Raw genomic sequence first — 25,480 nt, forward strand, 5'->3', positions numbered from 1 at the left:
CGCCGCACCAAACGGGCTGTTTTGCCACAGTAAGCGCACCGAGTATCGTTCCGGAAGTATTGCGGAGCATCTCCCGCTAGGGTCTCCGAAAGGTCCCGACACACCGAAGAGGACATCGTGGGGCGACACCGCACAGACGAGCTCGATGGCGGCTACCAAGCCCAGGAACCGACTCCCCGAAAGCGTGGGAACGGTGGTGGCCGCGGCAAGGTGTTCGTCCCGCTCGCCGGAGCGGTCGCACTCGCTGTACTCCTGGGCGTCGCGGCATTCGTGATCTTCAACCGCGACCATGACTGTTCGAACGGCAAGCTGGCGCTCCGCGTCGTCGCGACCCCGGACATCCAGCCCGCGCTCAACAAGATCGCCGGCAACTACAACAAGGCCATGCACTCGATCGACAGCCGCTGCGTCGAGGTGACGGTGGCCAAGGAGGCCGCGGCACGGACCGCGAACGCGCTGGCCGCCGGCAAGATCAACGCTGATCTGTGGGTGGCCGACTCCAGCCTCGTCGTGTCCAGGCTCCGTGGCCAGGCCGCGGGTGCCACGCTGCCGGAGTCCACCGGCTCGGTCGCCACCTCGCCGGTCGTGCTGGTGACCGCCAAGGCCTCGGCGGCCAAGCTGGCCAGCAGCCTCCAGCCGAGCTGGGCGGGCGTCATCGCGGCGGCGAACGTCGCCAATCCGGACGGACCCGGCAAGAAGATCCGCGTGCTGGCCCTCGACCCGCAGAAGAACTCGGCCGGGATGGCCGCGCTGCTGGCCGCCGCGGGCCAGGCTCAGCAGGCCGGTCAGGGCAAGGCGCTGGTGGGCGCGCTCAAGGAGTTGTCGGGCCAGCTCGTCGCCGACCCGACCGCGCTGCTGGCGAGCCTGACCGTGAAGTCCGGGAGCAAGGTCCCGATCGGCGTCACGTCCGAACAGACCATCTACCTCTACAACACGAAAAAGCCAGACAACCAGGTGGTGCCGCTCTACCCGGCCGAAGGCACGCTCAGCCTCGACTACCCGATCGTGATCGTCACCAAGGACGCGGCGATACAGAAGGCCGCCACGGCGTTCCAGCAGGAGCTCGGCACCGAGTCGGCCCACCGGACGCTGCGCGACCAGGGCTTCCGCACGCCTGACGGCAAGGCCGGCGACGCCCTGTCCAAGGACAAGGGCTTCAATCCGGCCAAGCCCGAGGCGCTGCCCGCCCCCGACGACAAGACGGTGGTGAGCATGGCGCAGACCTGGTCCCGGCTGAATCTCGGCACCCGCCTGCTCACCCTGGTCGACGTCTCGGGCACGATGGCGCTGCCGGTCCCCGGCACGAAGATCACCCGCATGCAGGCGATCAGCAAGATCGCCGTCGAGGGGCTCGGGCTGTTCCCCGCCGACGCGGAGATCGGGGTGTGGACGTTCTCCACCCACCTCGACGGGCAGGGCAAGGACTGGCGCGAGCTGGTCTCGGTCGGACCGCTCAGCGAGAGCGTCAACAGCGTGCTCCGCAAGGACGCCATAGCCAGGCAGTTCTCGACGGTCCAGGCCAAGCCCACGGGCGACACGGGGTTGAACGACACGCTCAAGGCCGCTTATGCGGAGATGTCGAAGTCGTACCAGGAAGACAAGATCAACACGATTGTGGTCCTCACCGACGGCGCCGGCAACGACGATCCGGACGGCGGACTGACGAATAAGCAAATCCTGAATTATCTCAAGAAAACGTACAACCCCAAGCGCCCGGTCAGCATCCTGCTCATCGCTTTCGGCCCCGACGCCCCGAAGGGCAAGCAGCAAATGGACGCCGTCGCGCAGGCGACCGGCGGCGAGGCGTATATCGCCAAGAATGTGCTGCAGGTGCGCGACTTCTTCCTCCAGGGCATGCAGCGCCGTCTCTGCGCCCCCCGCTGCGACGGCTGACTTCCGACAAAACCGCAGCCTTTCTGTTACGGCCAGCATGGGCCAGCCCCACCCACCGACCAGGGCTGGCCCCTGTCCAGGGACACGCTCCTGCGGTTTACGTGACCGGGCGCCGTGACGTGCGCCTCTTGACCCTTGCCTCTCCTTTCTCACCCCGAGTCACATCTGACCCCGTTTCCCCAGCTCATGCCTGTTAGGCATGGACCCGCACGCGGTGGTAACCCCGCTTGACCGGGGAGGCGTCCAACCCGCCGTGGAGGCTTTCGCCTCCGACCTGCGGGGAGGAAACGTGTCTGGATGGCCGGCTGTTGACCGCGGTGACGATCAACAGGTGGTTGACGAGCTTCGGATGGGTGCTGTCGAAGGCGCTGCCAAGCTCTATGACGCTTATGCGGAGCGATTGCACGATTACGCGTGCTCTCTTACCGGAGAACGCGACGCCGCGGCCGATTCCGTGCATGACGCGCTGGTCACCGCGCATGGGTGCGTATCCCGGTTGAAGGAGCCCGGCCGGCTCAGAGCCTGGCTGTATGCGTTGACCAGGTTCCAGGCCGCCGCCCGGCTGGCCCACAGGAGCGGCTCGGCGAGATCCGACAGCGTGCCGTTACCGGTTTTCGACGAGCCGGAGGACCCCGAACTCGCCGAACTCGTGCACGACGCGCTCGGCGAGCTGAGGATGAGCGAGCGCGAGGTTCTGGAACTGTCGCTGCGGCACGGGCTCACTCCGGCCGAGGTTGGGGCGGTGCTCGGTCTGACCTCTCGTCAGGCCGCCACCCGGCTCGGCCGGGCTCGTGACCATCTGGAGAACGGCGCCGCCGCCGTGATCCTGGCCAGGACCGGGCGGGCGCACTGTCCCGACCTGTCGGCGCTGCTGGACTCCTGGGAAGGGCCGCTCACCCCGTTGCTGCGACGGCGGCTGTCGGGGCACATCTCCGGGTGCGAGGTGTGCACGGAGGGACGGCATCGGCAGGTGGCGGCCGCACGGCTGCTCGACCTGGTGCCGGTGGCGTTTCCCCCCATTTCGCTGCGCCGGCGGGTGGTCGACACCTGCGTGAACCCGGAGCGGGACCAGACCCGGACACTGATCACCGATCGGGGCGACAGCTTCGACCGCACGGGGTTCCCGGTGGCGGCCGAGCGGCGGTCGCGGCGCCGCAGGCCGCGCCGCCTCGCGCCGGTGTTGCTGGCCGGCGCGGCGGTTCTCGCGGCGACCGGGGCGATGGTCGTGATGAACACCGCAGACCCCGCCAAGACCGCGCTGCGCGTGACCCCCGCCCCTTCGGCCTCCCCCTCGACCTCTCCTGACGAGCTGACCGGCATCACGCCCGACCCCGCGCTGGAGGACGACAGCACGCCCGCCCCCGATCCGTCGCCCACGTCCTCCCACACCGGCTCTCCCACCGGCGTACCGAGCACGAGGCCCGCCGCCACCGCCGCGACCACCAGGCCGGCGACCGCCCCGACGGCCACCCGCCGGCGGACCGTGCGCGGCGCCCGGTTCGCCGCCTCCTGCCCGGAGAGCGTCGACGCCGCCGCGAAGATCGGGTTGAGTGCGCGCAACGCCACCGTCACGTGGAGCGCGACCGCGTCGGCGGGGCTGGAGGTGCTGCCCGCGAGCGGGTCGATCAAGGCGGGCGGCTCGGTGGCGATCTGGGTCACGGTCGACGACCCGGCCACCGGCGGCAGCGGCACGGTCTCGTTCAGCTCCAACGGCGGCGCCGCGAAGTGCTCCTTGTCGTGGGGCGGTGGCCCGGAGCAGACCCCAGAACCGCCTACCGACCAGCCGACGGCCGGCCCCGACTCAACCGAGACGCCCAGCGGCCCGACGCAGAGCACGTCCGTGGACAACGTCCAGGTGGACCCGGCCCACGACTCCTGACGAGTCGACAAGCCGCCATTCCCCCATGCGCGACAGAGCACCGCTATCGGGACGATGCAGCCATACGGCGTTACATTCCTCCTGATAGGGCGCAGAAATCCTGACTGCCGGCCGTCGAATCCCCTCCCCCGGATCAGCGTGACCGGTGGGCCATGAGTACACTTACGTTACAAAAGGGGAGAAAACGGACCTTAGCTCGAAGATCTTGCGGCATATAGGGCATCCTTGGGGTTTGGGGACCGCAACGGAGGCCGGATTCAGCTGGGCATGTGTCGAACACCACATGCGAAATATTTGCCTGCCGGTAAACCGGAGCGTGTCGCCAAGCGTCGGCATTGACGTGTCCACGGGTGGATTGGTCCCATGAAATGCGATCAATCGCGCCTTTACCCAGCTAGATCCAGGAGAGAGACGGTAGATGCTCAAGCACCGCAGAGCGTTGACGTGGCTCCTCGCGCTCGCCTGCATCGCGGGAGCGGTGATCGCGCTGTTCGACATCCAGACACCGCTGCGCCCGTTCCTCATCTCTCTTTTCCTTCTGGTGGTGCCAGGAGCGGCAGTCGTAGGACTGTTGCGTGATCGTGACCCACTTGCCGCACTATCAGTAGGCGCTGCGGCAAGTCTCGTGCTTAACGTGCTTCTTGCTCAAGCCATGCTGCAGTTCAACGCATGGTCGCCCCGGGCGGGGGTGGCGACGGTCGCCGTGCTCGGTGGCTTCATGTACGTGCTTCGCGTGTTGTACCGGGGGAAGAACATGCAGACCGAACAGGGGGCCAGGGCAAGGTGAAGATCACAGTAGTCCGCCCCGGAGACCTCGGAGAGTCCGAGCGGGCCCGGTGGCGCGCGCTCCAGAAGGCAGACACGAGCCTGGACAATCCCTTCCTCTCCGTCGAGTTCGCCCTGGCGATGGATCGCCTGCGGGATCGGGTGCGGGTCGCGGTCATCCAGGACGAGACCGGCATCGCCGGCTTCTTCCCCTACGAACGGCACAGCTTCGGCATCGGCAAGCCGCTCGGCGGCTTCCTCACCACCTGCCACGGCCTCATCTCCGTCCCCGACCTGAGGTTAGAGGCCAAAGCCCTGCTGAGGGCCTGCAAGCTGAGTGTCTTCGACTTCGACCACCTGGTCGCGGGGCAGCCGACGTTCGCGCCTTATGAGAGCGACGTACGCCCGGCGCCGGTCATGGACTTCACCCAGGGCTTCGACGCCTGGCTCCAGCAGGTGAAGACCAATTCCCCCAAGAACCTGAAGACCGTGCGCTACAAGGAGCGCAAGTTCGGCAGGGAGCAAGGTGGGCTGCGCTTCGAATGGGCTTCGGCCGATCCGGAGGTGCTGCGCACCCTGCTCGCGTGGAAGTCCGATCAGTACAGGCGGACGGGCCGGGTCGACCGGTTCGCCCAGCCCTGGATCGTCGAGCTGATCGATCTGATGTTCGCCGAGAAGTCGGCCGACTTCTCGGGCGTCCTGACCATGCTGTACGCGGGAGACGTGCCGGTCGCCGGCCATTTCGGGCTGCGCACGGCCACCACGCTCGTCGGGTGGTTCCCCGCCTACGACACGGAGTTCGCCCGGTATTCACCGGGCATCGTGCACCATCTGCAGATGGCAGAGGCCGCCGCGGCGGCCGGTCTGCACATGGTGGACATGGGCAAGGGCGGCAAGGAATACAAGGACTGGCTCAAGAGCGGGGTGCTGTACGTCGCCGAGGGCCGCGTCTCCCGACCCTCCGCTTCGGCGGCGGTGCACTGGATGGGCAGAACTCCTTTCAACAAAGCCCGAACAATTGTCATGGACCGGCCGTCTCTTTATAGGGCAGCCGATCGCGTCCTGAAGGGCTTCGGTCGGGTGCGCAGCTCTTTGCACCAGGAATCATCGAACGCAGTCGTCAAGGAACCAACGGGAGCGCGCTGAGCGCTCCCACCCTCACAGCAAACCCCGCGCAACCCTCGCTCTCAGAGGACCCTTCATGCACCGTCCGCAGCACCGCCATTCCTCCCGCGCCCGGGAGTGGCTGCGTCCGGCCCGCATGGTGGGATCTCGGAAGGAATTTCCCTCACCATGAGTCCCGACATCAAGCACAACGGCAAAGTGCAGGTCGCGCCCCTGCGATCGATGCCGCCGATTGAGCGTTTCACACCCGTCACCCCTCACCTGGCCATCTCTCCGACGGTGAGTGTGGTGGTCCCGGCCATGAACGAAGCGGACAACCTGCCGCACGTCTTCGCCACACTGCCACAGTGGATCGACGAGATCATCCTCGTCGACGGCAACTCCGTTGACGAGACGGTGGCGGTGGCCAGACGCCTGCGGCCCAATGTGAAGGTGATCACCCAGACCGGCAAGGGCAAGGGTGACGCCTTGGCGGCCGGCTTCGCGGCGGCCAGCGGCGACATCATCGTGATGATCGACGCCGACGGCTCCACCGACGGCCACGAGATCATCACGTTCGTCGGCGCGCTGGTGACCGGCGCCGACTTCGTCAAGGGTTCGCGCTACGCCGCCGGTGGCGGCAGCGACGACCTGACGTTCGGCCGCCGGTTGGGCAACAGGGTCCTCACCGGCATAGTCAACGTGATGTACGGCACCCAGTACACCGACTTGTGCTATGGCTACAACGCCTTCTGGGCGCGCCACCTGGAGGCGCTCGACCTCGACTGCGACGGCTTCGAGGTGGAGACCCTGCTGAACGTCCGCGCCGCCAAGGCCGGATTGAAGGTGCACGAGGTGCCGAGCCACGAGCGCAACCGGATCCACGGCGAGAGCAACCTGCGCGTCGTGCGTGACGGCATGCGTGTGCTGACGACCATCCTGCGAGAGTGGCGCCGCCAGCCCGCCCCGCCGCAGCCCAAGCCCGCCACTGCTCCGGCCGCGGACCGGGGTGTCGCGTAAGAAGGTCCGTTGTGAAGACGTCTGTTGTCATCTGCGTATACACCGACGAGCGGTGGGAGGACATCAGGCAAGCCGTCGAGTCGGTCGAGCAGCAGCGATGCCGGCCACGCGAGCTGATCCTGGTCGTCGACTACAACCCGGACCTGCACCTGAAACTCAAGCGTGCCTACCCACAGGCCATTGTGGTGGAGAACACGCACGAGCAGGGGCTGTCCGGCGGCAAGAACACCGGCGTGGCCACGGCCACCGGTGAGATCGTCGCGTTCCTCGACGACGACGCGGTCGCCGATCCCGGATGGCTGGAGGCTTTGGAGGAGGGTTTCCAGGATCCGGGCGTCGTCGGCGTCGGCGGTCGTACCGATCCGCTGTGGGCGTCCCAGCGCAGACCGCGCTGGTTCCCGTACGAGTTCGACTGGACGGTCGGCTGCTCCTACCGCGGCATGCCCGCGGTAAAGGCGCCGATCCGCAATGTGATGGGCGGCAACGCCGCCTTTCTGCGCGAGGTCGTCTCCGAGGTGGGTGGCTTCCACAGCGGCATCGGGCGCAGCGTGCAGGGCCGCAAGAGCCGGCCTCTGGGCTGCGAGGAGACCGAGTTCTGCATCAGGCTGAGCCAGCGCAAGCCCGGCTCGGTCATGCTGTTCGAGCCGCGCGCGCTGATCGGGCACAAGGTGTCGCGGCAGCGCGAACGGTTCGCCTACTTCAGGTCCAGGTGCTACGCGGAGGGACTGTCCAAGGCCCTGGTCACCAAGGAAGTGGGCACCCAGGACGGGCTGGCCAGCGAGCGGGCCCACGCGCTGAAGACGCTGCCGCTCGGCGCGCTGCGGGGCGTCGGCGAGGCGTTCCGCGGCGACGTCGGCGGGCTCGGCCGGGCCGCCGCGATCGTGGTCGGTCTGGCCTGGACCACCTGGGGTTACGTGGTCGGTTCGGCACGGCTGAAGGCGGTGCGCGCATGATCCGCGTACCGATCCTGATGTACCACTCCGTCGCCGACAACCCGAACGACGAGACGCGCCCCCACTCGGTACGGCCGTCGGACCTGGACGAGCAGCTGGCCTACCTGTCGGAGAGCGGGTTCACCCCGCTCACGCTGGGTGATCTGGTGGCCTCGTTGAACAACAACAACGGCAGGAGTATGCCGGCCAAGCCGATCGTGCTGACGTTCGACGACGGCTACGCCGACTTCCACAGCCACGCGCTGCCGATGTTGGACCGCTACAAGTTCCCGGCCACGGTCTTCCTGACCAGTGGCTGGGTGTCGGACGCCGGGGACGACGCCGCGGGCCGGCCGCTGGACGACATGCTCACCTGGGGCCAGGCCCGCGAGGCCGCCCAGACCGGCATCGAGATCGGCGGCCACAGCCACAGTCACCCGCAGCTCGACCAGCTCCGCACCGACGAGCTGCGCCAGGAACTACGCCGGAACAAGGGCCTGCTGGAGGACATGATCGGCACACCCGTCGCCACCATGGCCTATCCCTACGGCTACTCCAGCGCCCGCGTGCGCCGCGAGGTGCGCAAGGCCGGCTATTTCGCCGCCTGCGCCGTGAACAACACCATCGCCGCCGACCGCCACGACATGCTGGCCATCCCCCGGCTGACCGTGGCCCGGCACACGTCCATCAGCATGTTCAAGCGCGCCGTCGAGGGCAGCGCCGTCCCCCTCATCTACCTGAAGGAGCGGGTCCTCACCAAGGGCTACGCGATCGTCAGGCGCACGAGGTACGGCCTGCAGCGGGTGCGTGGCCATGTCTAACCTCTGGGGGAGAGTGCTGCGCGACCTGCGTAGCCCGCTGTTCCGAAACGGTTACGCGCTGATGGCCAACACGGCGATCACCGCGACGCTCGGCATGGGCTACTGGCTGCTGGCCGCCCATTTTTACACGCCCGAGGAGTTCGGCCGCGGCCAGGCGATGATCACCGCGATGCGGCTGTTCGCGTCGCTGACCGCTCTGGGCCTGGTGGGCGCGCTCTCGCGCTTCCTGCCGCTGGCGGGCCGCCGCATCCCCGAGCTCATCCTGCGGGGGTACGGCCTGGCGGCGGCGACCGGCGGCGTTGCGGCACTCGGCTTCCTGCTGACCCTGCCGCTGTGGGGGCAGACCTACTCGGTGCTCGGCGGGTTCGGGCCGGGGCTGTTCTTCCTGGCCTCGGTGCTGGTCTGGTCGGTGTTCACGTTGCAGGACGTGGTGCTGACCGGCCTGCGCGAGGCCACCTGGGTGCCGCTCAACAACCTGGTCTTCGGCCTGGCCAAGATGGGGTTGCTGGTCGCGATGGCCGGCGCGCTGCCCGACGGCGGCATCTTCACCTCCTGGATGGTGCCGACGGCGCTCGCGCTGATCCCGGTCAACTGGCTGATCTTCGGCGTCATCGTCCCCCGGCACATGAAGCGGACCGAGACCGTCCAGGAGCCGCCGCGCCTGCGCGAGATCGGCCGGTTCCTGGCCGGCGACTTCCCCGGCACGCTGTCGATCCTGGCGATCGTCTACCTCGTTCCCACCGTCGTCGCGACCCGGGTGGACGAGGCCACGTTCGGCCGCTTCTCCATGGCCCACACGCTGGCCAGCATGATCGAACTGCTGGCCATGAACATGGCCGTGTCACTGACCGTCGAGGGCTCCTTCGACCGATCGCAGCTGGCCGAGAACTGCCGCCGGGCGCTGCAGCGGGCCTTTATGATCATCGTACCGATCATCGTGGTGGTGCTCGCCGGCGCGCCGCTCATCCTGAGCATCTTCGGGGACGGCTTCGCGGCGGTCGGTACGACGCTGCTGCGGCTCATGGCGCTGGCCGTGCTGCCGCGGGTGCTGATCGAGGTCTATCTGAGCGTGTTGCGGGCGCAGAGCGACGCGCGGAGACTGGCCGCCGTGCAGATCGGGCTCGCGGTGTTCGTGGTGGTCTCGATCTTGGGGCTGTTCCCGTTCGCCGGAGTCAATGCGGTGGGGTACGGCTTGCTGCTCAGCGAGACCCTGATGGCACTTTTGATCTTCAAATCTCTACGCAAAATACTCATTCTTGGTGATATGCGACAGGCTAGCGTCACTCAGGGGTCGTCCGGGGCCGCATGATGGTCAACGTGAGGCAACGTGACGGCGATGGCATGACAACGGGGATCACGGGCTCTTCCGAGCCCATGGGCGACTCCACAGACGGCGCAGAGGAGGAAACGGGCGTGGCCTTCGATCCGGATGCCACGGGCGTCATCCCGCGCCTGCCGCGCCTGGACGGCTCGGACAGCCCCGCGTCCGGCTCTTCCGCCGAGGTCACCGATGGTGACGACGAGGAGGAGCCGGGCACCCTGCCCGCGCTACGCCTGCCTGCCACCCTCCACATCGGCTCACCACCGAAGCCGGAGGGCACAAAAGACACAGCCACAAAAGCCTCGAAGGACTCAAAGGGCTCGAAGGACGCCGCGCCCGAGCCCGCCGCGGATGGCGCCGCCGCGGGGACCGTGCCGACGAAAGTGGCCGCTCCTAAGGTGACTGCCCCGAAGCCAGCCATCCCGGAGGCGACCGCCCCAAAGGCGCCCGGCCCGAAGGTAACCGCCTCGGAGGTGGCCGCCCCCAAGGAGACCGCTTCAAAGGCGCCGGTCCCGGAGGCGGCCGCCTCGGGGGTGGCCAGCCCAGGGGTGGCCGTCCCGAAGGCGGATGTGCCGAAGACGGCTGCCCCTCAGGCGGCTGCCCCCACGGCGGCTGCCCCGGTCGCGCGACTGTCCGTGGAAGCTCCCCCGGAGTCCCCGGCTCCCGCGAAGGCACGCGTCCAGCCCGCCACCGACCCCCCGGCCAAGACCGCGATCAACGCCCCGGCCAAGACCCCGGCCGAGCCCCCGGCCAAGACCCCCGCCAAGACTCCTGCCAAGGCGCCCGCCAAGGCGACGGGGTTGGGTGGACGGGTGGGGCAGTTGGTGCGGAGCGCGCCCACCTGGCTCCCCGCGCTGCTCACGGTCGAGGGCCTGGTCATGTACATCCTGGCCCTGCGTGTCGCCCCAGGTCCGCTGCGCGGTGTCAACCCGGCCGACATCAACGGCCTCGGCCTGATCGCCGCCCTCCCGGCCAGCGCGTTCGCCGCGATCCTGATCATGCTGGTGTCGTTCTTCGTGACCGTCGCCCAGAGCACGGACCGTAAGTTCCTCCTGCTGTTCCAGATCGCCGTCATCACGTTCGCCCTGCACGGCGCCGGTTCGCTGGTGGCGAGTGAGCCCAGGTTCCCCACGGCGTACATCCACGCGGGCTTCGTCGACTTCATCGGCCGGACCGGCGAGACGGCGATCAACATCGACGCCCGCATGGGCTGGCCGGGCTACTTCGCGCTGTTCGCCTTCGTGACGAAGGCCGCCGGCATCACCGACATGACCACAATCCTCCAGTGGACGCCGCTGCTGACGAACCTGCTCTACCTGTTGCCCTTCGTGCTGATCCTGCGTCAGGTGGTGGCCACCACGCGGGCGCGCTGGTTCGCGGCGCTGCTGTTCGTGCTGGTGCAGTGGATCGGGCAGGACTACTTCTCGCCACAGGGCTTTACCTTCGCCCTCTATCTGGCCTTCGTCGCGATCCTGTTGCGCTGGTTCGGGCGGGTGGAGCCGCGGACCAAGCCGATCGCGCCGAAGGGGCTGCGTAAGCTGCTCGGCCGCCTCGACGCGATGACGCCCGGCGAGATCGCCAACACCGGCACGTTCCGGGCCGACCGGCTGCTGATGCTGATGATGCTGCTCGCGCTGTTCTTCGCGGCGACGGCATCGCACCAGATCACGCCGTTCATGATGCTCGGCGTGCTGACGGCGTTCCTCATCTTCAAGCGGACCAAGCTGACGTGGGCGCTGCCGTTCTTCCTCGGCCTGGCCGTGCTGGCCTGGATCAGCTACGAGACCGTGGGGTTCTGGGCGGGGCAGATCAACGCGATCTTCGGCGGCCTGGGCAGGATTCTGACGAACCTGCAGACCAACACCGGCGACCGCATCGCGGGCAGCGACCCGGCGCACGCGCTGGTGTTGCAGGCGCGGCTGGGCATCCTGGCCGTGATCCTCCTGCTGGCGGCGGTGGGCCTGCTCAGGCGGCTGCGGCGCGGGGTGTTCGACCGGGCGGCGCTGATCCTGCTCTGCGTGCCGGTGCTGGCGCTGGGGCTGCAGAGCTACGGCGGCGAGATCGGGCTGCGCATCTACATGTTCGCGCTGCCCGGCGCCTGTCTGCTGGCCGCGTACGCGTTCTTCCCGAACCTGCCCGCCGACAGCGCGGACGTGCGCGAGGAGACCGTGCCCATCCGCAAGCGGAACGTGCGCTTCAACCCCGAGCTGACCAGGAAGCTGTCGGTCGTGCTCGCGGCCTGTTTCGCGGTGCTGTTCGCGGGGGCGTTCCTGGTGGCCCGCTATGGCAACGAGAAGTTCGAGCGGGTGACGACCGGCGAGGTCGCCGCGATGCACTACATCTACGCGCACGACAAGCCGAGCGCCAAGGTCCTCTACCTGACGGCCAAGGAGGGCCCCGAGGTCACCCCGACGCTGCCATGGGGCGAGAAGGACATCGAGCTGGTCAACTTCAACGGCCAGGCACTCGTGTACAAAGATCCGACGCAGATCGCCAAGGCGGTGGCGACGCTCAAGGCCAGCCCGCGCAACACCTATCTTGCCGTCAGCACCGGTCAGATCAGCTACCTGCAGCTCAACGAAGGCTTCCCGGAAGACTGGGGCGCCAGGTTCCGGGCCGCACTGGACGCCTCGCCGGATGTCAAGAAGGTCTTCTCCAACAGCGACGCCGCCTTGTACACGTGGAAGAAGTTCGTCAAGGGCACCGAGATCCCGGATCCCCAGCCGTACAAGGGGCGCGGCGACCCCACTTCGCCATGGACGCCGGTCGGTCTCGCGGCACTGGCCCTGACCTGGGCGAGCATGTTCGGTTACGAGGTGATCCGGCTCAACGGGCCGAACCGGGCGGTCAGGGCGCGCAGGGTGTTGCTGTGGGTGTCCATACCGGCGTTCGCCGTGGCCGTGGCCGTGATCATCGAGCGATTTATCTATATCGCATCAAAAAACTAGATTCACAGGAAACCCTCAGGTTTTGCGGAATGATGTTCGCTGATGAGGACACATCCCGCTATTTCACCCGAGCGATCCGTGGCCACCGCGCGCATCACCTCCGTCGATGCCCTGCGGGGCTTCTCGCTGCTCGGCATCCTCGTGGTGAACATCGCCTTCCTGGCCTCCGGCTACCGGATGGCCGGGATGGCCGAGCCCGCGTTCGTCTCTCCGCTGGACTGGGCGGTCCGGTGGACCGTGACGCTGCTCATGGAGAACAAGTTCTACTTATTGTTCTCCTTCCTGTTCGGCTACAGCTTCACGCTGCAGGTCGACTCGGCCGTGCGGCGGGGCAAGGCGTTCGTGCCGATGTTCCTGCGCCGCCTGGCCGGGTTGTTCCTGCTCGGGCTGGCGCACGCCGTGCTGCTGTTCCCGGGTGACATCCTCACCACCTACGCCGCGGTCGGGCTGGCCCTGCTGCTGTTCCGCAAGATCTCGCCCAGGACCGCGGTCATGCTCGCGGTCGCCTTGACGTCCCTGCTGGCCCTGGGGTTCGTGCTGCTGGCCGTCCTGGCGATGGTGGGCCTGGACACGGCGGGGACGGTCTCGCATGGGGTGGCGGAGGCGGTGAACTCGGACGCGGCGCTGCGCGGTTCCGGCTTTCAGATCATCGGTGAGCACCTGCGCAAGCTCTCCCTCATCGTCGTGCTGCGCGTGCTCTTCCAGGGGCCGGCCGTACTGGCCGCCTGCCTGATCGGGCTCGCGGTCGGCAAGCTCGGCGTGCTGCGCGACCTTACGGCGCACACGCCCACGCTCCGCAGGCTGCAGTGGGTCGGGTTCACCGTCGGGCTGGGCGGCGCGTTCGTCTACACGCTGTCGGCCTGGCACGGCAGCGTGAACAAGTTCCTCGGCGAGGCCGTGGACCTGGTCACGGCTCCCCTGCTCGCCGCCGCCTACGCGGCGACGTTCCTGCGGCTGCTGCCGTATCTGCCCCGCATCGGGCGGGCGCTGGCGGCGCCGGGCCGGATGGCGCTGTCCAACTATCTCGGGCAGTCGCTCATCTGCTCACTGATCTTCACCGGGTACGGCCTGGCGCTCGTGGACCGCGTCAGCCCGCCGCTGGAGGTGCTGATCGCGATGGCCGTCTTCGTCGCCCAGGTCCTCCTCAGCCACTGGTGGCTGCGATCGCACCGGTACGGGCCGGTGGAATGGCTGCTCCGCGCCCTGACGTACTGGAGCCGGCCGGGGCGGGGCGCCCATCAGAGGTCAGGGCGCGCCTGAGGTCCCCGATAGGGCAGCGTGCGGCTGTAGACCAGGTTGGTGGTGGTGCTGCCGAACTGGGCGAGGTCGTCGACGACCTGTTCGAGGTGGGACATGGAGGTCGCGGCCACCTTCAGCAGGTAGCAGTCGTCGCCCGTCGTACGCAGGCATTCGAGGATCTCGGAACGCTCGCCGAGCAGCCGGTGCAGCGGCTCGTGCCGGTTGCCGGGGTATTTGAGCCGCACCACGGCGAGCACGGCGAACCCTACCTTCTCCAGATCCACCTCGGCTCGATAGCCGGTGATGACCCCGGCCGCCTCCAGCCGCTTCACCCGCTCGGTCGTCGCGGACGGGCTGAGATTGACCCGTCGCCCCAGCTCGGTGAGCGCGATGCGCCCGTCTGTCTGGAGCTCGGCGATGATCGACCAGTCCGTCATGTCAAGGCTCTCGGCCATCCACCCAAAATACCGGCAATTCCCCGGCCAATCGTGACGTACACCGGGAAGACCCCCTTCCTGGCGCAACGACCGATTGGCTAGCCTTCACGGGTGCGGATAGGCGTGAATGTCCCGAACTTCGGACCAGGCACCAACCCCGACGTGCTGCGCGACTGGGCGCGGACGGTGGAGGGCCTCGGCTTCGACCTATTGATGATCTCCGACCATGTGGTGGTGACACCCGACGTCGCCAAGCAGTATCCGGCGCCGTTCTACGAGCCCTTCACCACGCTGGCCTGGCTGGCGGGCATCACCGACCGGATCAGGCTCGGGACCACGGTGCTCATCATGCCGTACCGGCAGCCGCAGCTCGTCGCCCGGATGGCCGCCAACCTCAACGACCTCAGCGGGGGGCGGCTGGTCCTCGGGGTGGGCGTGGGGTGGGCGCGGCAGGAGTTCGAGGCACTCGGCGTGCCGTTCCACCGGCGCGGGGCGCTGACCGACGAGTACCTCCACGCGCTGCGCGCCGCCTGGGCGGACGGCGAGGACTACCGAGGCGGGCCGGTGCCGATCTGGATCGGCGGCAACAGCGACGCCGGTCTGCGCCGCGCGGTGCGCCTCGGCGAGCCGTGGCACCCCCTCCGCAACACCCTGCCCTGGCTGCGCGAAGCCGTGGGCCGTCTCGAAGCCCTGGCCGGCGAGCACGGACGCCCGGTGCCCGCGCTGATGCCACGTATCGTCCTCCGGCTCACCACGACCCCGATCACCGATCCCGACCGGCTGGCCGGCGCGGGCACGATCGAGCAGATCGTGGACGACCTCGAACAGCTACGCCTCCTCGGCGCGGACACCGTCGTGCTCGACCCTTTCGGCGGCGACCCGCAGGAGACCTGTCACCCGGAGGTGGCCTGGCACGCCCTCGCGGCCGTAGCCGCCTCCTGGGACCTGCACGCGAACCACTCATAGAACGGAGCGATCATGACGCACGACGACGAGCAGTTCCTGCGCAGAGCCATCGGGCTGGCCGCCAAGGCGCGGGCGGGGGGCAACCCGCCGTTCGGGTCGCTCCTGGTGGGGGCGGACGGCGAGGTGCTCGCCGAGGACACGAACACCTCCATCAGCGACTCCGACATCACCGCGCACCCCGAGCTGAAGCTGGCCCGCTGGGCGGCCCGCGAGCTCACCCCCGAGGCCGCGGCCACCACCGTCATGTACACCAGCTGCCAGCCCTGCGGCATGTGCTCGGGCGCCATCGAGCGGTCGGGGCTCGGGCGGGTGGTGTTCGCGCTGTCCGGCGAGCAGCTCAGCGGGCTCAAGCCGCCCGCCGGGAACGCCGGGGCACAGCTCGACGGACCGGCGCTGTACGACGAGGCACGGGTGCCGGTCGAGGGCTATTACGTCTAGTCCGACACCGGCTTTTCCCCAACAACCTCAGTAAAACCACGCAAACCGCGCTGTCGGCCGCCAGGATGATCGATGGAAACCTGTCGACGCATCAGGAAGGACCGACAGTGAGGTTACGGTTGTTCACCGCGGCACTGGCCGGTGCCGCACTCGTGTCCCAGCTCACCGGGGTGGCGTCAGCCCAGTCGGCCGCTTCGGCCGAGCGGCTGGAGGCGGCGCCCAAGGCGATCGGCTGGGCGGAATGCGGCACCACGTACAAGGGTGAGTGCGCGACCATCAAGGTGCCGCTGGACTACGCGAAGCCCGGCGGCCCGACGATCGACCTGGCCATCGGCCGGTTGAAGGCGCTGGACCCGGCCAAGCGCCAGGGCGTGCTGTTCGTGCACCCGGGTGGTCCCGGTGGTTCCGGCCTCAACTCCTACATCATGGGCCGTGGCATCCCGGACGACAGCCCGCTGCGCCAGTACTTCGACATCGTCAGCGTGGACCCCCGCGGCGTCGGCAGCAGCACGCCCATCCTGTGCGGCGAGGACGTGGTCAACGAGACGCCGCCGACCTACCCGGCCAACGAGGCCGAGTACCAGAACTGGCTGGCCTTCAACGCCAAGCTGTCGAAGAACTGCCGGGAGCGCACCGGCCCGCTGTTCGACCACGTCGACACCACCAGCGTGGCGCGCGACGTGGACTCGATCCGGGCGGCGCTCGGCGAGCGCCAGATCAGCTTCTTCGCGATCTCGTACGGCACCCAGGTCGGCCAGCAGTACGCCGAGCTGTTCCCGAAGAACCTGCGCGCGATGGCCATCGACTCCAACATGGACCACAGCATCACCTCGGCCTACCAGTACATGAAGACCGCCACCGACGACCTCGAGGGCTCGTTCCTGGCGTTCGCGAAGTGGTGCGGCGAGACCGCCGCCTGCGCGCTGCACGGCCAGGACGTCCCCGCGCTCCTGGACGACCTGCTGGCCAAGGCCAGGGCGGGCACTCTGAAGGACCCGGAGACCGGCGACGTGCTGTCGGACGAGGCGGTCCGGATCGAGGTGTTCGAGCCGATGTACAAGCCGTCGGCGGGCTTCTTCCCGCTGGCTGAGCGGCTGAAGGCGCTGGCGGCCGGTCAGGCGGCCAAGAAGGCCGCCGACCAGCCGACGACCTCACCGTCCGCGTCCGCATCGGCCGAGTCGAAGACGACGGCCAGGGCCGCCGCCGCAGCAGCTTCGGCGTCGGCCGCCGAGGGCGTCAACTACGCCTACCCGGCCATCTGGTGCTCCGACTGGAAGTGGAACGTCAGGAGCTTCGCCGAGCTCGACGCCTACAAGCGTCGCCTCAAGGCCGTCGCCCCGCACACCGAGCTGTCCCCGTTCTGGAGCGACGTCCTGACCTGCCTCAACTGGCAGGGCAAGACGTCCAACCCGCAGCACCGCCTCAAGATCAGCGGCACTCCGGCGACCCTGGTCATCAAGGCGAAGGACGACGTGGCCACCCCCGCGGCCTGGAACTACGCCGCCGCCCGGCAGATCCCGCGCTCGGTCGTCCTGGAGTACGACGGTGTCGGCCACGGCCAGTTCCGCAACAGCACCTGTGCGCGCGACTACATCGAGAAGTACCTGATCAACCGCACGATGCCCGCGGCGGGAACGCACTGTCCCACCCAGTTCCCGACGGAACCGCCCGCGACGACCCTGTCCACGCAGGACTCCCCGCTGTCCATCACGGGCCGCCCGGTCCACTGACGTCGAGCCGACCGGTTGTGTGCCCCCTGACACATCGGGGACACACAACCGGCGGTTCTAGCCGATTCCCCTGGCGTAGCCGGGCGAGAACTCGACCGGCAGGGCCGACAGGGCGCGCAGCCGGAAGGACGGCCGCCAGACGAGATCGTCGGCGGGCACCGACAGCCTCAGGTCCGGGAGCCGGTCCAGGAGCACCTCGACGGCCGTGTAGGAGATGACCTCGGCGAGTTCCGGCGCCGGGTGCGGGCAGCCGTGCTCGCCGTGGCCGAAGGACATGTGCGCGTGGTTGCCGGCGGAGCCGCTGTAGGAGTCCGGCCGTACCTGCGGATCGGCGTTCGCGGCGGCGAGGCCGATGACCAGCGCGTCGCCGGCCCGGATGCGCTGCCCGCCGAGCTGGGTGTCATGAACCGCCCAGCGGCCCAGGCTGTTCTGGGCGGGCGACTCCTCCCACATGACCTCGTTCAGCGCCTGACTGGCACTACGGCGGCCGCCCGACAGGGTCACGGCGAACCGTTCGTCGGTCAGCATCAACCGCAGGGTGTTGGCGATCCAGTTGGCGGTCGGCTCCTGACCGCCGCTCATCAACACGACCAGGTCCTGGATGAGCTCCTCGTCGGTGAGTCCCGCGGGATGGGCCACCAGGCGTGAGGGCAGGTCCGGACCGGGGCGCTCGCGCTTGGCGTCGAGCAGCCGCTGCATCGTGGCCTGGACGCGCTGATGCGCCTCCACGACGCCCGGTCCGGTGTTCAGCAACTCGGTCACGTCCGCCACCAGGCGGGGCGTCTCGGCGTCCGGCAGGCCGAACAGCGTAGAGATGGACAGCAGCGGCATCGGCTGGGCGTACTGGGCTATCAGGTCGGCCCGGCCGTGGCCGGTGAACGCGTCGATCAGGCCGTCGGCGGCCCTCTCCGTGCGGGATCTCAGCTCGAACTGGTCGACGGAGGCGAGGGCGTCGCTGATGGCTCCGGCCCGCCGCTGATGCTCGGCGCCTTCGGTGAACAGAATGGACGGCTGGTAGCCGACGAACGCCATCAGCGGCCAGTCCGGCGGGATGCGATCCCAGGCGTTCCACCGGCGGGAGTCGCGGGCGAAGAGCTGCGGATTGCCGAGGACGTAGCGGAGCTCGCGGTAGCCGATCACCAGCCAGGCGAAGATGTCGCCTTCGAGCAGGACCGGGACGACCGGCCCGTACTCCTTCCTCATGTCCCGGTACAGCTGCGCCGGATCCTCCTGGAACCGGGGGCCGTACATCCTCACGGGCTCGGGGACATAGCTCATCGGGTAACCCCCTGGGCGGAGGACATCGCGTGGAGGTGGTTCACGAGGGCGATCAGCACGGCCTTGCTGGAGTCACGCTGGCGGGCGTCGCAGTCGATCAGCGGAACGTCGTCGGAGAGGTCCAGTGCCTCCCGGATCTTTTCCAGGGGATGCGTCGGCTCGTCGAAGTTGTTGCGCGCGACGATGAACGGCATTCCGTGGTGTTCGAGCCGGTCGATGGCGTACCAGGAGTCGGCCAGGCGGCGGACGTCCACCAGGACCACCGCCCCCAGCGTCCCCGAGAACAGCCGGTCCCACAGGAACCAGAACCGTTCCTGCCCCGGGGCCCCGAACAGGTACAGCACCATCTGCTCGTTCAGGCTGATGCGGCCGAAGTCGAAGGCCACCGTGGTCGTGGACTTGGTCTGTACGCCGCTCGCGTCGTCGATCCCCATGCCTGCCTGGGTCATCGTCTCTTCGGTGCTCAGCGGCCGGATCTCGCTGACCGAGCGGACCATGGTCGTCTTGCCCACGCCGAACCCGCCGACGACCACGATCTTGAGTCCGGTGGTCATCGTGTTCCGCAGCGGTGTGCGGACGGGTGGGTCAGAGGTTCTGAAGTCCAACTAGCACCTGCTCCAGGATGTGGGGATCGGGCAGTTGCGCCTTGGCGGGAGCCTTGGGCGGATGGCGGGCGGTGATGCGTCCGGTGTCGAGCAGGTCGCACAGCAGGATCCGTACGACGCTGATCGGCAGTTTCAGCTCCGAGGCGACCTCCACGACCGCCATCGGCTGGCGGCACATCTGGAGGATCTTGACGTGCTCGGACTGCATGCCCGGGGTCGGATCGCATTCGCTCACGATCAGGGTGACCATGTCCATGGCACTCTCGTCCGCGTGACTGCGCCCTCCGGTGACCGTGTACAGCCGGTCCGGGTCCTCGCTCGCCACTCGCCGATAGATCATAGGGCCCGGCTGCTCTGCTGAGGTTCGCGCGGCGGGGCGGTCAGGTATTCCCCGATCTGCTCGACCAGTTCGTTCATGTTGTGACCGATGATGCCGGGGTCGGCGTCATCGGTCGCCACGACGGCGAGGTGGGCGCCCTCTCCCGCTTCCACGATGAACAGCAGCCCGCCGTGGAACTCCGTCATGGACTGCCGCAGCCCGCCGGAACCGTCGCCGAACTCCATGGACGCGCCGTGGGCGAGGCTCTGGATACCCGAGGCGATGGCGGCCAGTTGATCGGCCCGGTCCACCGAAAGCGCGTGGGTGTGGGAGAGCTTGAGGCCGTCCTTCGACAGCACCAGGGCGTGCCGGGTCTGCGGCGTCCTCTCCAAGAGGTTCTCCAGCAGCCAGGCGAGGTCGCGATCTGAGGTTCTCATCGAGATTCTGGGACGGTCATCCGGCATCGGTGCCGGAAGGACAGCCCTCCCTCCAATCTGTCGGTCGGTCACAGGGTGTCGTCCTCTGCGCTGACAGCAGGTGTGTCGGCAGGTGTTGCGCCGCCACCGGTCCCCCGGCTGGCCTGGCGGAAAGCGCTGAATCTCGCTCCGGCGTCGGAGACGGACGGCCTGGGCCTCGTCCTCGCCGGAGGCGAGGGTTCGGCCGCGGGCGTCGTGGACGTCGCCGCCGCGAGCGTCTGGCCGCGCCGGCGCCTGGGCAGATCGCCATCAGCGACGGACCCGGCGGACGCCGGGGCGACCGCGACCGCGGAGGCGGAGGCGGGACGGCGGGCGGCCGGAACGCTCGGCGGACGCGGCGGGTCCGGCGCGGGGGGCGGCGGCGGCTGTGTGACCAGTTTCTGCGGGATCATGACCACCACTCCGGTGCCCCCACGTGAGGACGGCCTGAAGGAGACGGTCAGGTCGTGCTTGCGGGCCAGGCAGCCCACCACGGCCAGGCCCAGGCGCGTACCGGACAGCGTCGTCAGGTCCAGCGGCTCGGACGAGACGGCCTGCCGGGCGCGGCTCAGCGCGGCGGCGCTCATGACGAGACCGCAGTCCTCGATGGTGATCACGACGCCGGTGCTCAGCTCTTCCACGTACACGTGCACCTCCTCGGAAGGAGGCGAGAAGCTGGTGGCGTTGTCCATCAGCTCCGCGAGGGCGTGCATGACGCCTTCGGCGGCGTGCCCGGCGATCGCGACGGTGCTGGCCGAGTGCACCCGGACCCGCTGGTAGGCGCTGATCCGGCCCACCGCGCCGCGCATGATGCTCTCCATCACGATCGGCTTGGTCCAGCGCCGGCCGGAGCGCGCGCCGGTCAGCACGGCGATGCTGTCGGCCAGCCGGCCCGCCTGCGCGGTGCTGTGGTCCAGCCTCAGCAGATCGCCGAGGACCTTCTCCTCATGCCGGTCCTCCATCTCCCGCAGATCGGCCAGCATGCTGGTCGCCAGCGCCTGAACCCGGCCCGCGGCGTTCGCACAGGCCGACATGGCGGCCGCGCGCATGCGGTCGCCTCTGCCGACCTCCTGCGCCAGGGTCCACAGGATGCGCTGCTGGGCCAGGTCGGCGGGCCTGTGCACCTCGGCGAGCGCGGTGTCGACCGACGCCCCGTCACGCAGTCTCCGCACCAGCGCGGGCAGCGTCTGGTCGGCGAGCTGGGCGATGTCGGCGTCCATCATCTGGAGACGGTCGCGGAGCTGCTGTGTCTGCTGCCGGCCGTACAGGCCGAACGTGATCGCGGCGCACACCACGACGGCGGCTGTGCCCAGGCACCAGGCCATGAGGGTGCGCCCCTCGACCGGCGCCGCGGCCACCGCCCACACGCACGCAGAGCCGGCGACGATCGCGACGGCCAGCGGCACGAGCAGAGCCCGACGGTGAACAGGTATGTGAGCTGGCATCAAGCGGTTCCTCGTCGGAGGTCGGAAACGTTGAACCTGAAAGATCTTCGTCGGAGTGTAGTGGAATCTTCGCTTTGTGTGGGCGGTTGGTCACCAATTGCTGCCGTTCTTGCAGGTAGGTCCACTAGCAATTGCCGGCGGCGTGCACCCCGAGGTGATGACGCCGGATCCGGATCCGGTCCGAGCGTCGCACCGGTTCCAGCTCGATCCGGCGCACCCCCTCCGGCACATGCCGCAGGTCGTGCGTGATGAGCAGCGTGGTCCGCCCCTCCATCAGGCGGCGCAGCGGCTCCATCACCCGCTCGGCGGTCTCCACGTCCAAGCCGGTCATCGGCTCGTCCAGCACCAGCACGGGCGCGTCGCGCAGGATCGCGCGGGCGATGGCGAGGCGCTGGCGCTGGCCGCCTGACATGAGGCGGCCTCGCTGGCCGATCGGTGTGTCGTACTTCTGCGGCCATGACTGGATGAAGTCGTGCACGTCGGCCAGTTTGGCGGCCCGCACCACGGCGGCGTCGTCGGCGTCCGGCGAGCCGTAGGTGATGTTGTCGCGGACGGTGCCGGAGAACAGGAGGTTCTCCTGGTGCAGGAGCGTGATGCTGTCACGCAGGGATGAACGGGTCAGGTCGCGCAGGTCCACGCCGTCCAGCATGATGCTGCCGGTGTTCGGGTCGTAGAAGCGCAGGAGCAGCTTGGCCAGCGTGGACTTGCCGGCGCCGCTGGGTCCGGTGCAGACGACGAGTTCCCCCGGTTCGATCACGAACGACAGCTCCCGCAGGGTCGCCCTGATCCGCTTGGGATAGGTGAAGCCGACTCGCGAGAACTCGATCCGGCCCCGGCTGCGTCCCCGCACCGGTCCGGCGGTGGGGCGGTCGACGACGGCCGGGCGTACGGACAGGACCTCCAGGACGCGGTCCGAACCGGCGGCGGCCTGCGAGACGGTGAGGGCGAGTTCGCCCAGGCTCTGTACGGCGGGGTACAGATACGCGAGGTAGGCGGCGAAGGCGAGCAGGCCACCCAGAGTGAGGCGGCCTTCGGTGATCTCCCAGGCGCCGAAGCCCAGGATGACGATCAGGCAGATGGTCTCCAGGACCTGTACGGACGGGCCGTAGAGGCCGGAGAGCCAGGCTTGGGACAGGTTCGCGCGGAGCCAGGTGCGGCCTTCGCGGTGCAGGTGCCTGGCCTCGGTCTGCTGCTGGTTGTAGGCCTGGACGAGCGACTGGTTGGACAGACTCTCCTCGATGACGCTGTTCATGACGCCGTTGCTGGTGCGCTCACGGGCGGCCGCGTTCCTGAACCGGGACGCGAAGAGCTTGGAGACCACCAGGAACGCGGGGACCAGCGCGAACGTGACCAGCGCCAGGTCCCATCTGATGAAGAACGCCGCGCCGGCGAAGAAGATCACGCTCGCCACCGTGGTGAACACCTTGACCAGGCCCGAGCCGACCATTTCCTCTATGGACTCGATGTCGTCGGTGAGTCTGGCCATCAGGTCGCCGAGGCGACGGTTCTCGAAGAAATCGGGTGTGAGGGTCTGCACGTGGCCGAAGACGCGGTCGCGGAGCTTGAGGAGAAAGCGTTCCGCGCCCGCGGCGGTGACGTACGCGCCGGCAAAGGAGACGAGACCGGCCAGCACGGCCAGGCCGAGCCAGGCGGCCGCGGGAGCCCAGAAGGCTCCCAGATCCCGTTCGCTGAGGACCCGGTCGGTGATGTAGCCGAACAGGCCGATGGCGGCGACCTCACAAAGAGCGGCCAGGATCGAGAACACGATCCCGGCCACGAACAGCCGCCTGACGCCGCGTGTGTCCGGCCAGAAGGCCCGGAAGGTGTTCCGGATGGACACCGTCGGCGCCAGGGGCTGAGCGGTGAGTGAGAGCCGCTGGGAGACCCGGCGGCTCTCAGGTGGCACCTCTGCTACCACCACCACCGCCTGCGCCAGCCGCCGCCCCAGCCGCCGCAGCCGCCGCCACATCCACCCCAGCGACGACGACGGCAACCGCCGCCGCGACCCCAGCCCCACCAGTCAGTGCGGTGAGCCGGGAAGAGCTTACCGAGAACCATGATTCCCCCCTGTGCACTAGCACCATTTCTGCTTTCAAAATAGGACGCTAGCACTCAAAAGGTGAGAAAACAGGGGTTGGAGGGATATTTGGGGGCAATTTGACGATCATCGCGGGAAAGGAATGTGGGCAGGCCAGAGGTAAATTGACGATAAAGCGCATACATCGAGCGGCATACCCGACCCCCGCCGGGGCCTGGGCAAACCCAAGCAGGCGCATCGATGATCACAGAAGTGACAATTCACCTCGACGTCTTTCCGAACGGCGCAAGTCGCCTTCGGCAATGGAATTACGGGCGATGGTAAATATTGTTTCGAAGAATGGCGAGGCGAGCGGCTCCGGCAGGCGTCCGGACACGCGAACAGGCCCCCGACCGGTATCCGATCGGGGGCCTGAGGCAGTCCTGGAGACCCCGTCAGGCCCCGCGGCCCGCCCACTGGATCTCGTACGGCTTCAAGGTCACCCGCTTGCCGTCCACGGTGGCGGTGACGCTCGTGTCGGCCGTGTTCACCATGACGATCTGCCGTTCCTGCCCCAGCACCTTGATCCGCTGATCGGAGGTGGTCACCTGCTCCAGTTTCACCCCGGCGGGGAACCACTTGGCGAACCCGCTCAGCAGCCCCGCCATAGGCATTTCCTGCCCCGACTCGGACGACCAGAGGCAGCCGGGGCACTGCGCCCCGCCCTTCTGCTCCGGGTTCCAGTAGAGGGCCGACGTCACACCGCTCTTGGCGAACTCCATCAGCGTCGTGGCCTGTACGGCGATGCGCTTGTCCTCGCTCCAGCCGGAGTTGACCGGCTCGACGTACCACTCCGCCCACCACACCGGCATGTCGTTGCTCTTCTTCTTGAGCCAGGTGGTGACCGCGCCGAACTTGGCCTGGGCGGCGAAGTCGTCAGGGACGTTGGCCTTGTCGTTGGTCATCGAGGCACCGTCGACGACGATGAAGTCCGCGCCCTTCTTGTGCTCGATCCAGTACTCGATCGCGTCCAGCGCGCGCTGGTCGACCGTGCCCCACGGGCCGCTGAGCTCCGAGGGAGCCTGGCCGGAGTTGGTCTCGACCGGGATGTACGGGCCACCGACCTGGATGTCGCCGTTGACCTTCTTCAGCGCCGTGTAGACCTTGTTGTAAAGCTCCGTGTAGCCCTCGGCGTCCCAGCGGTTCGTGGAGGCGTTCCAGAAGCCCTTGAACTCGTTCCACACCATGAAGTACTTGACCGTCGGATACTGCTTGGCGATCCTGACCGCGAGCTTGGCGTAGTCGTCGAAGTGCTCGGGTTTGGGGGCGACCGTGTGGTTCTTGGACCAGTCCGTACGGCCGGCCTGCCCGCCCTTCATCCAGTCAGGCGCGCAGCACAGCGTGATGACCGGGACGGCCCGCGAGGAGGCCATGAGCTTCAGCCGCCGGTCGAGATCTCGCAGGTTGAACTGTCCGGGGCTCGGCTCCGGATTGCCCACGCCCCAGCCCATGATGTGCTGGTTCTGCAGCATGGGGACCCGGCCGAGGATGCCTTTGGCCTGCTCGGTGATCTCGCGGGGCACGTTGTCGGCGCTGTACTGGGTGTGGGTGACGCCCCAGCGCGGCCAGTCGTCCAGGGTGGGCGGCTGCTGCAGCGTCGGCGGCGGCTCGCTCGGCTGGATCTGGGCGACCTCGCCGCCTTTGTACTCGTCGCGAGGGCCGCTCCGCGTGCCCGCGTACACCATGATCCCCGCCACGAGTGCGATCGCGAGGATTCCTACGCCTAACGCGATCGGCCATGGCGGCCTTCGACGTGCGTGTTTGCCATCGGTGGGAATCACGGAGCCTCCACCCTCGCGCGTGGACAA

At 68.3% G+C, this 25,480-nt stretch carries 21 protein-coding genes; 13 read left to right on the top strand and 8 right to left on the bottom strand.

The window, feature by feature from the left end; all coding sequences use genetic code 11:
- Positions 1-117 precede the first annotated feature (117 nt).
- From AB0B91_RS22080 to AB0B91_RS22125, 10 genes are all read left to right on the top strand, one after another.
- Positions 118-1,893: a substrate-binding domain-containing protein gene (locus tag AB0B91_RS22080; protein WP_358322447.1), complete on the top strand. Its 1,776-nt coding sequence runs from the start codon at positions 118-120 to the stop codon at positions 1,891-1,893.
- Positions 1,894-2,242: 349 nt separating this feature from the next.
- Positions 2,243-3,772, top strand: coding sequence for a sigma-70 family RNA polymerase sigma factor (locus AB0B91_RS22085; protein ID WP_358322450.1), 1,530 nt, complete (start codon positions 2,243-2,245; stop codon positions 3,770-3,772).
- A 418-nt stretch (positions 3,773-4,190) separates the two neighbouring features.
- Entirely contained in the window at positions 4,191-4,559 is a 369-nt protein-coding gene (locus tag AB0B91_RS22090) for a hypothetical protein (RefSeq protein WP_214637201.1), read from the top strand.
- Positions 4,556-5,683 (top strand): GNAT family N-acetyltransferase, encoded by a 1,128-nt coding sequence (locus tag AB0B91_RS22095; RefSeq protein ID WP_358322453.1) that lies wholly within the window; start codon positions 4,556-4,558, stop codon positions 5,681-5,683. Before AB0B91_RS22090 ends, AB0B91_RS22095 begins: the two co-directional genes overlap by 4 nt.
- A gap of 147 nt (positions 5,684-5,830) precedes the next feature.
- Positions 5,831-6,661, top strand: coding sequence for a glycosyltransferase family 2 protein (locus AB0B91_RS22100; RefSeq protein ID WP_358322456.1), 831 nt, complete (start codon positions 5,831-5,833; stop codon positions 6,659-6,661).
- Between the two features lie 11 nt (positions 6,662-6,672).
- The gene (locus AB0B91_RS22105; RefSeq protein ID WP_358322458.1) at positions 6,673-7,614 is read left to right on the top strand and encodes a glycosyltransferase; all 942 of its coding nucleotides are present in this window, start codon (positions 6,673-6,675) and stop codon (positions 7,612-7,614) included.
- The gene (locus tag AB0B91_RS22110; protein ID WP_219530358.1) at positions 7,611-8,414 is read left to right on the top strand and encodes a polysaccharide deacetylase family protein; all 804 of its coding nucleotides are present in this window, start codon (positions 7,611-7,613) and stop codon (positions 8,412-8,414) included. Before AB0B91_RS22105 ends, AB0B91_RS22110 begins: the two co-directional genes overlap by 4 nt.
- On the top strand, positions 8,407-9,723 hold the full coding sequence (locus AB0B91_RS22115) for a hypothetical protein (RefSeq protein ID WP_358322461.1): 1,317 nt from the start codon (positions 8,407-8,409) through the stop codon (positions 9,721-9,723). Before AB0B91_RS22110 ends, AB0B91_RS22115 begins: the two co-directional genes overlap by 8 nt.
- A gap of 104 nt (positions 9,724-9,827) precedes the next feature.
- On the top strand, positions 9,828-12,683 hold the full coding sequence (locus AB0B91_RS22120) for a hypothetical protein (protein ID WP_358322464.1): 2,856 nt from the start codon (positions 9,828-9,830) through the stop codon (positions 12,681-12,683).
- Positions 12,684-12,725: 42 nt separating this feature from the next.
- The gene (locus AB0B91_RS22125; RefSeq protein WP_358322466.1) at positions 12,726-13,943 is read left to right on the top strand and encodes a DUF418 domain-containing protein; all 1,218 of its coding nucleotides are present in this window, start codon (positions 12,726-12,728) and stop codon (positions 13,941-13,943) included.
- On the opposite strand, the gene AB0B91_RS22130 is transcribed toward AB0B91_RS22125, so the two are convergent.
- A complete protein-coding gene (locus tag AB0B91_RS22130) occupies positions 13,922-14,377 on the bottom strand; it encodes an Lrp/AsnC family transcriptional regulator (protein WP_358322468.1) in 456 nt (151 codons plus the stop codon). The two genes, AB0B91_RS22125 and AB0B91_RS22130, sit on opposite strands and share 22 nt — an antisense overlap.
- A gap of 93 nt (positions 14,378-14,470) precedes the next feature.
- Between AB0B91_RS22130 and AB0B91_RS22135 the strand changes: the two genes are divergently transcribed.
- The 3 genes from AB0B91_RS22135 (at position 14,471) to AB0B91_RS22145 (ending at position 17,493) form a co-directional block, all read left to right on the top strand.
- On the top strand, positions 14,471-15,325 hold the full coding sequence (locus tag AB0B91_RS22135; protein WP_358322470.1) for an LLM class flavin-dependent oxidoreductase: 855 nt from the start codon (positions 14,471-14,473) through the stop codon (positions 15,323-15,325).
- Positions 15,326-15,337: 12 nt separating this feature from the next.
- Positions 15,338-15,763, top strand: a complete 426-nt coding sequence (locus AB0B91_RS22140; RefSeq protein WP_358322473.1) for a nucleoside deaminase — start codon at positions 15,338-15,340, stop codon at positions 15,761-15,763.
- Positions 15,764-15,870: 107 nt separating this feature from the next.
- Complete coding sequence (locus tag AB0B91_RS22145; protein ID WP_358322475.1) at positions 15,871-17,493, top strand: alpha/beta fold hydrolase; 1,623 nt, start codon at positions 15,871-15,873, stop codon at positions 17,491-17,493.
- Between the two features lie 57 nt (positions 17,494-17,550).
- Here the strand turns inward: AB0B91_RS22145 and AB0B91_RS22150 are convergent, their stop codons facing one another.
- From AB0B91_RS22150 to AB0B91_RS22180, 7 genes are all read right to left on the bottom strand, one after another.
- Positions 17,551-18,771: a cytochrome P450 gene (locus tag AB0B91_RS22150; protein WP_358322478.1), complete on the bottom strand. Its 1,221-nt coding sequence runs from the start codon at positions 18,769-18,771 to the stop codon at positions 17,551-17,553.
- A complete protein-coding gene (locus AB0B91_RS22155; protein ID WP_358322481.1) occupies positions 18,768-19,325 on the bottom strand; it encodes an ATP/GTP-binding protein in 558 nt (185 codons plus the stop codon). The genes AB0B91_RS22150 and AB0B91_RS22155 overlap by 4 nt, the downstream gene beginning before the upstream one ends.
- A gap of 31 nt (positions 19,326-19,356) precedes the next feature.
- The gene (locus AB0B91_RS22160; protein WP_358322484.1) at positions 19,357-19,716 is read right to left on the bottom strand and encodes a DUF742 domain-containing protein; all 360 of its coding nucleotides are present in this window, start codon (positions 19,714-19,716) and stop codon (positions 19,357-19,359) included.
- Positions 19,713-20,132: a roadblock/LC7 domain-containing protein gene (locus AB0B91_RS22165; RefSeq protein WP_214637186.1), complete on the bottom strand. Its 420-nt coding sequence runs from the start codon at positions 20,130-20,132 to the stop codon at positions 19,713-19,715. The genes AB0B91_RS22160 and AB0B91_RS22165 overlap by 4 nt, the downstream gene beginning before the upstream one ends.
- Before the next feature lie 68 nt (positions 20,133-20,200).
- Positions 20,201-21,595 carry an ATP-binding protein gene (locus AB0B91_RS22170; RefSeq protein ID WP_358322486.1) on the bottom strand — a complete coding sequence of 465 codons (1,395 nt, stop codon included), beginning with the start codon at positions 21,593-21,595 and terminating at the stop codon, positions 20,201-20,203.
- 124 nt (positions 21,596-21,719) lie between these two features.
- Entirely contained in the window at positions 21,720-23,612 is a 1,893-nt protein-coding gene (locus AB0B91_RS22175) for an ABC transporter ATP-binding protein (protein WP_358322489.1), read from the bottom strand.
- A 455-nt stretch (positions 23,613-24,067) separates the two neighbouring features.
- Positions 24,068-25,369, bottom strand: a complete 1,302-nt coding sequence (locus AB0B91_RS22180) for a xylan 1,4-beta-xylosidase (RefSeq protein WP_358322492.1) — start codon at positions 25,367-25,369, stop codon at positions 24,068-24,070.
- Positions 25,370-25,480: the final 111 nt, after the last annotated feature.

It is taken from the genome of Nonomuraea sp. NPDC049141 (assembly GCF_040648415.1).
Classification (GTDB): Bacteria; Actinomycetota; Actinomycetes; order Streptosporangiales; family Streptosporangiaceae; genus Nonomuraea.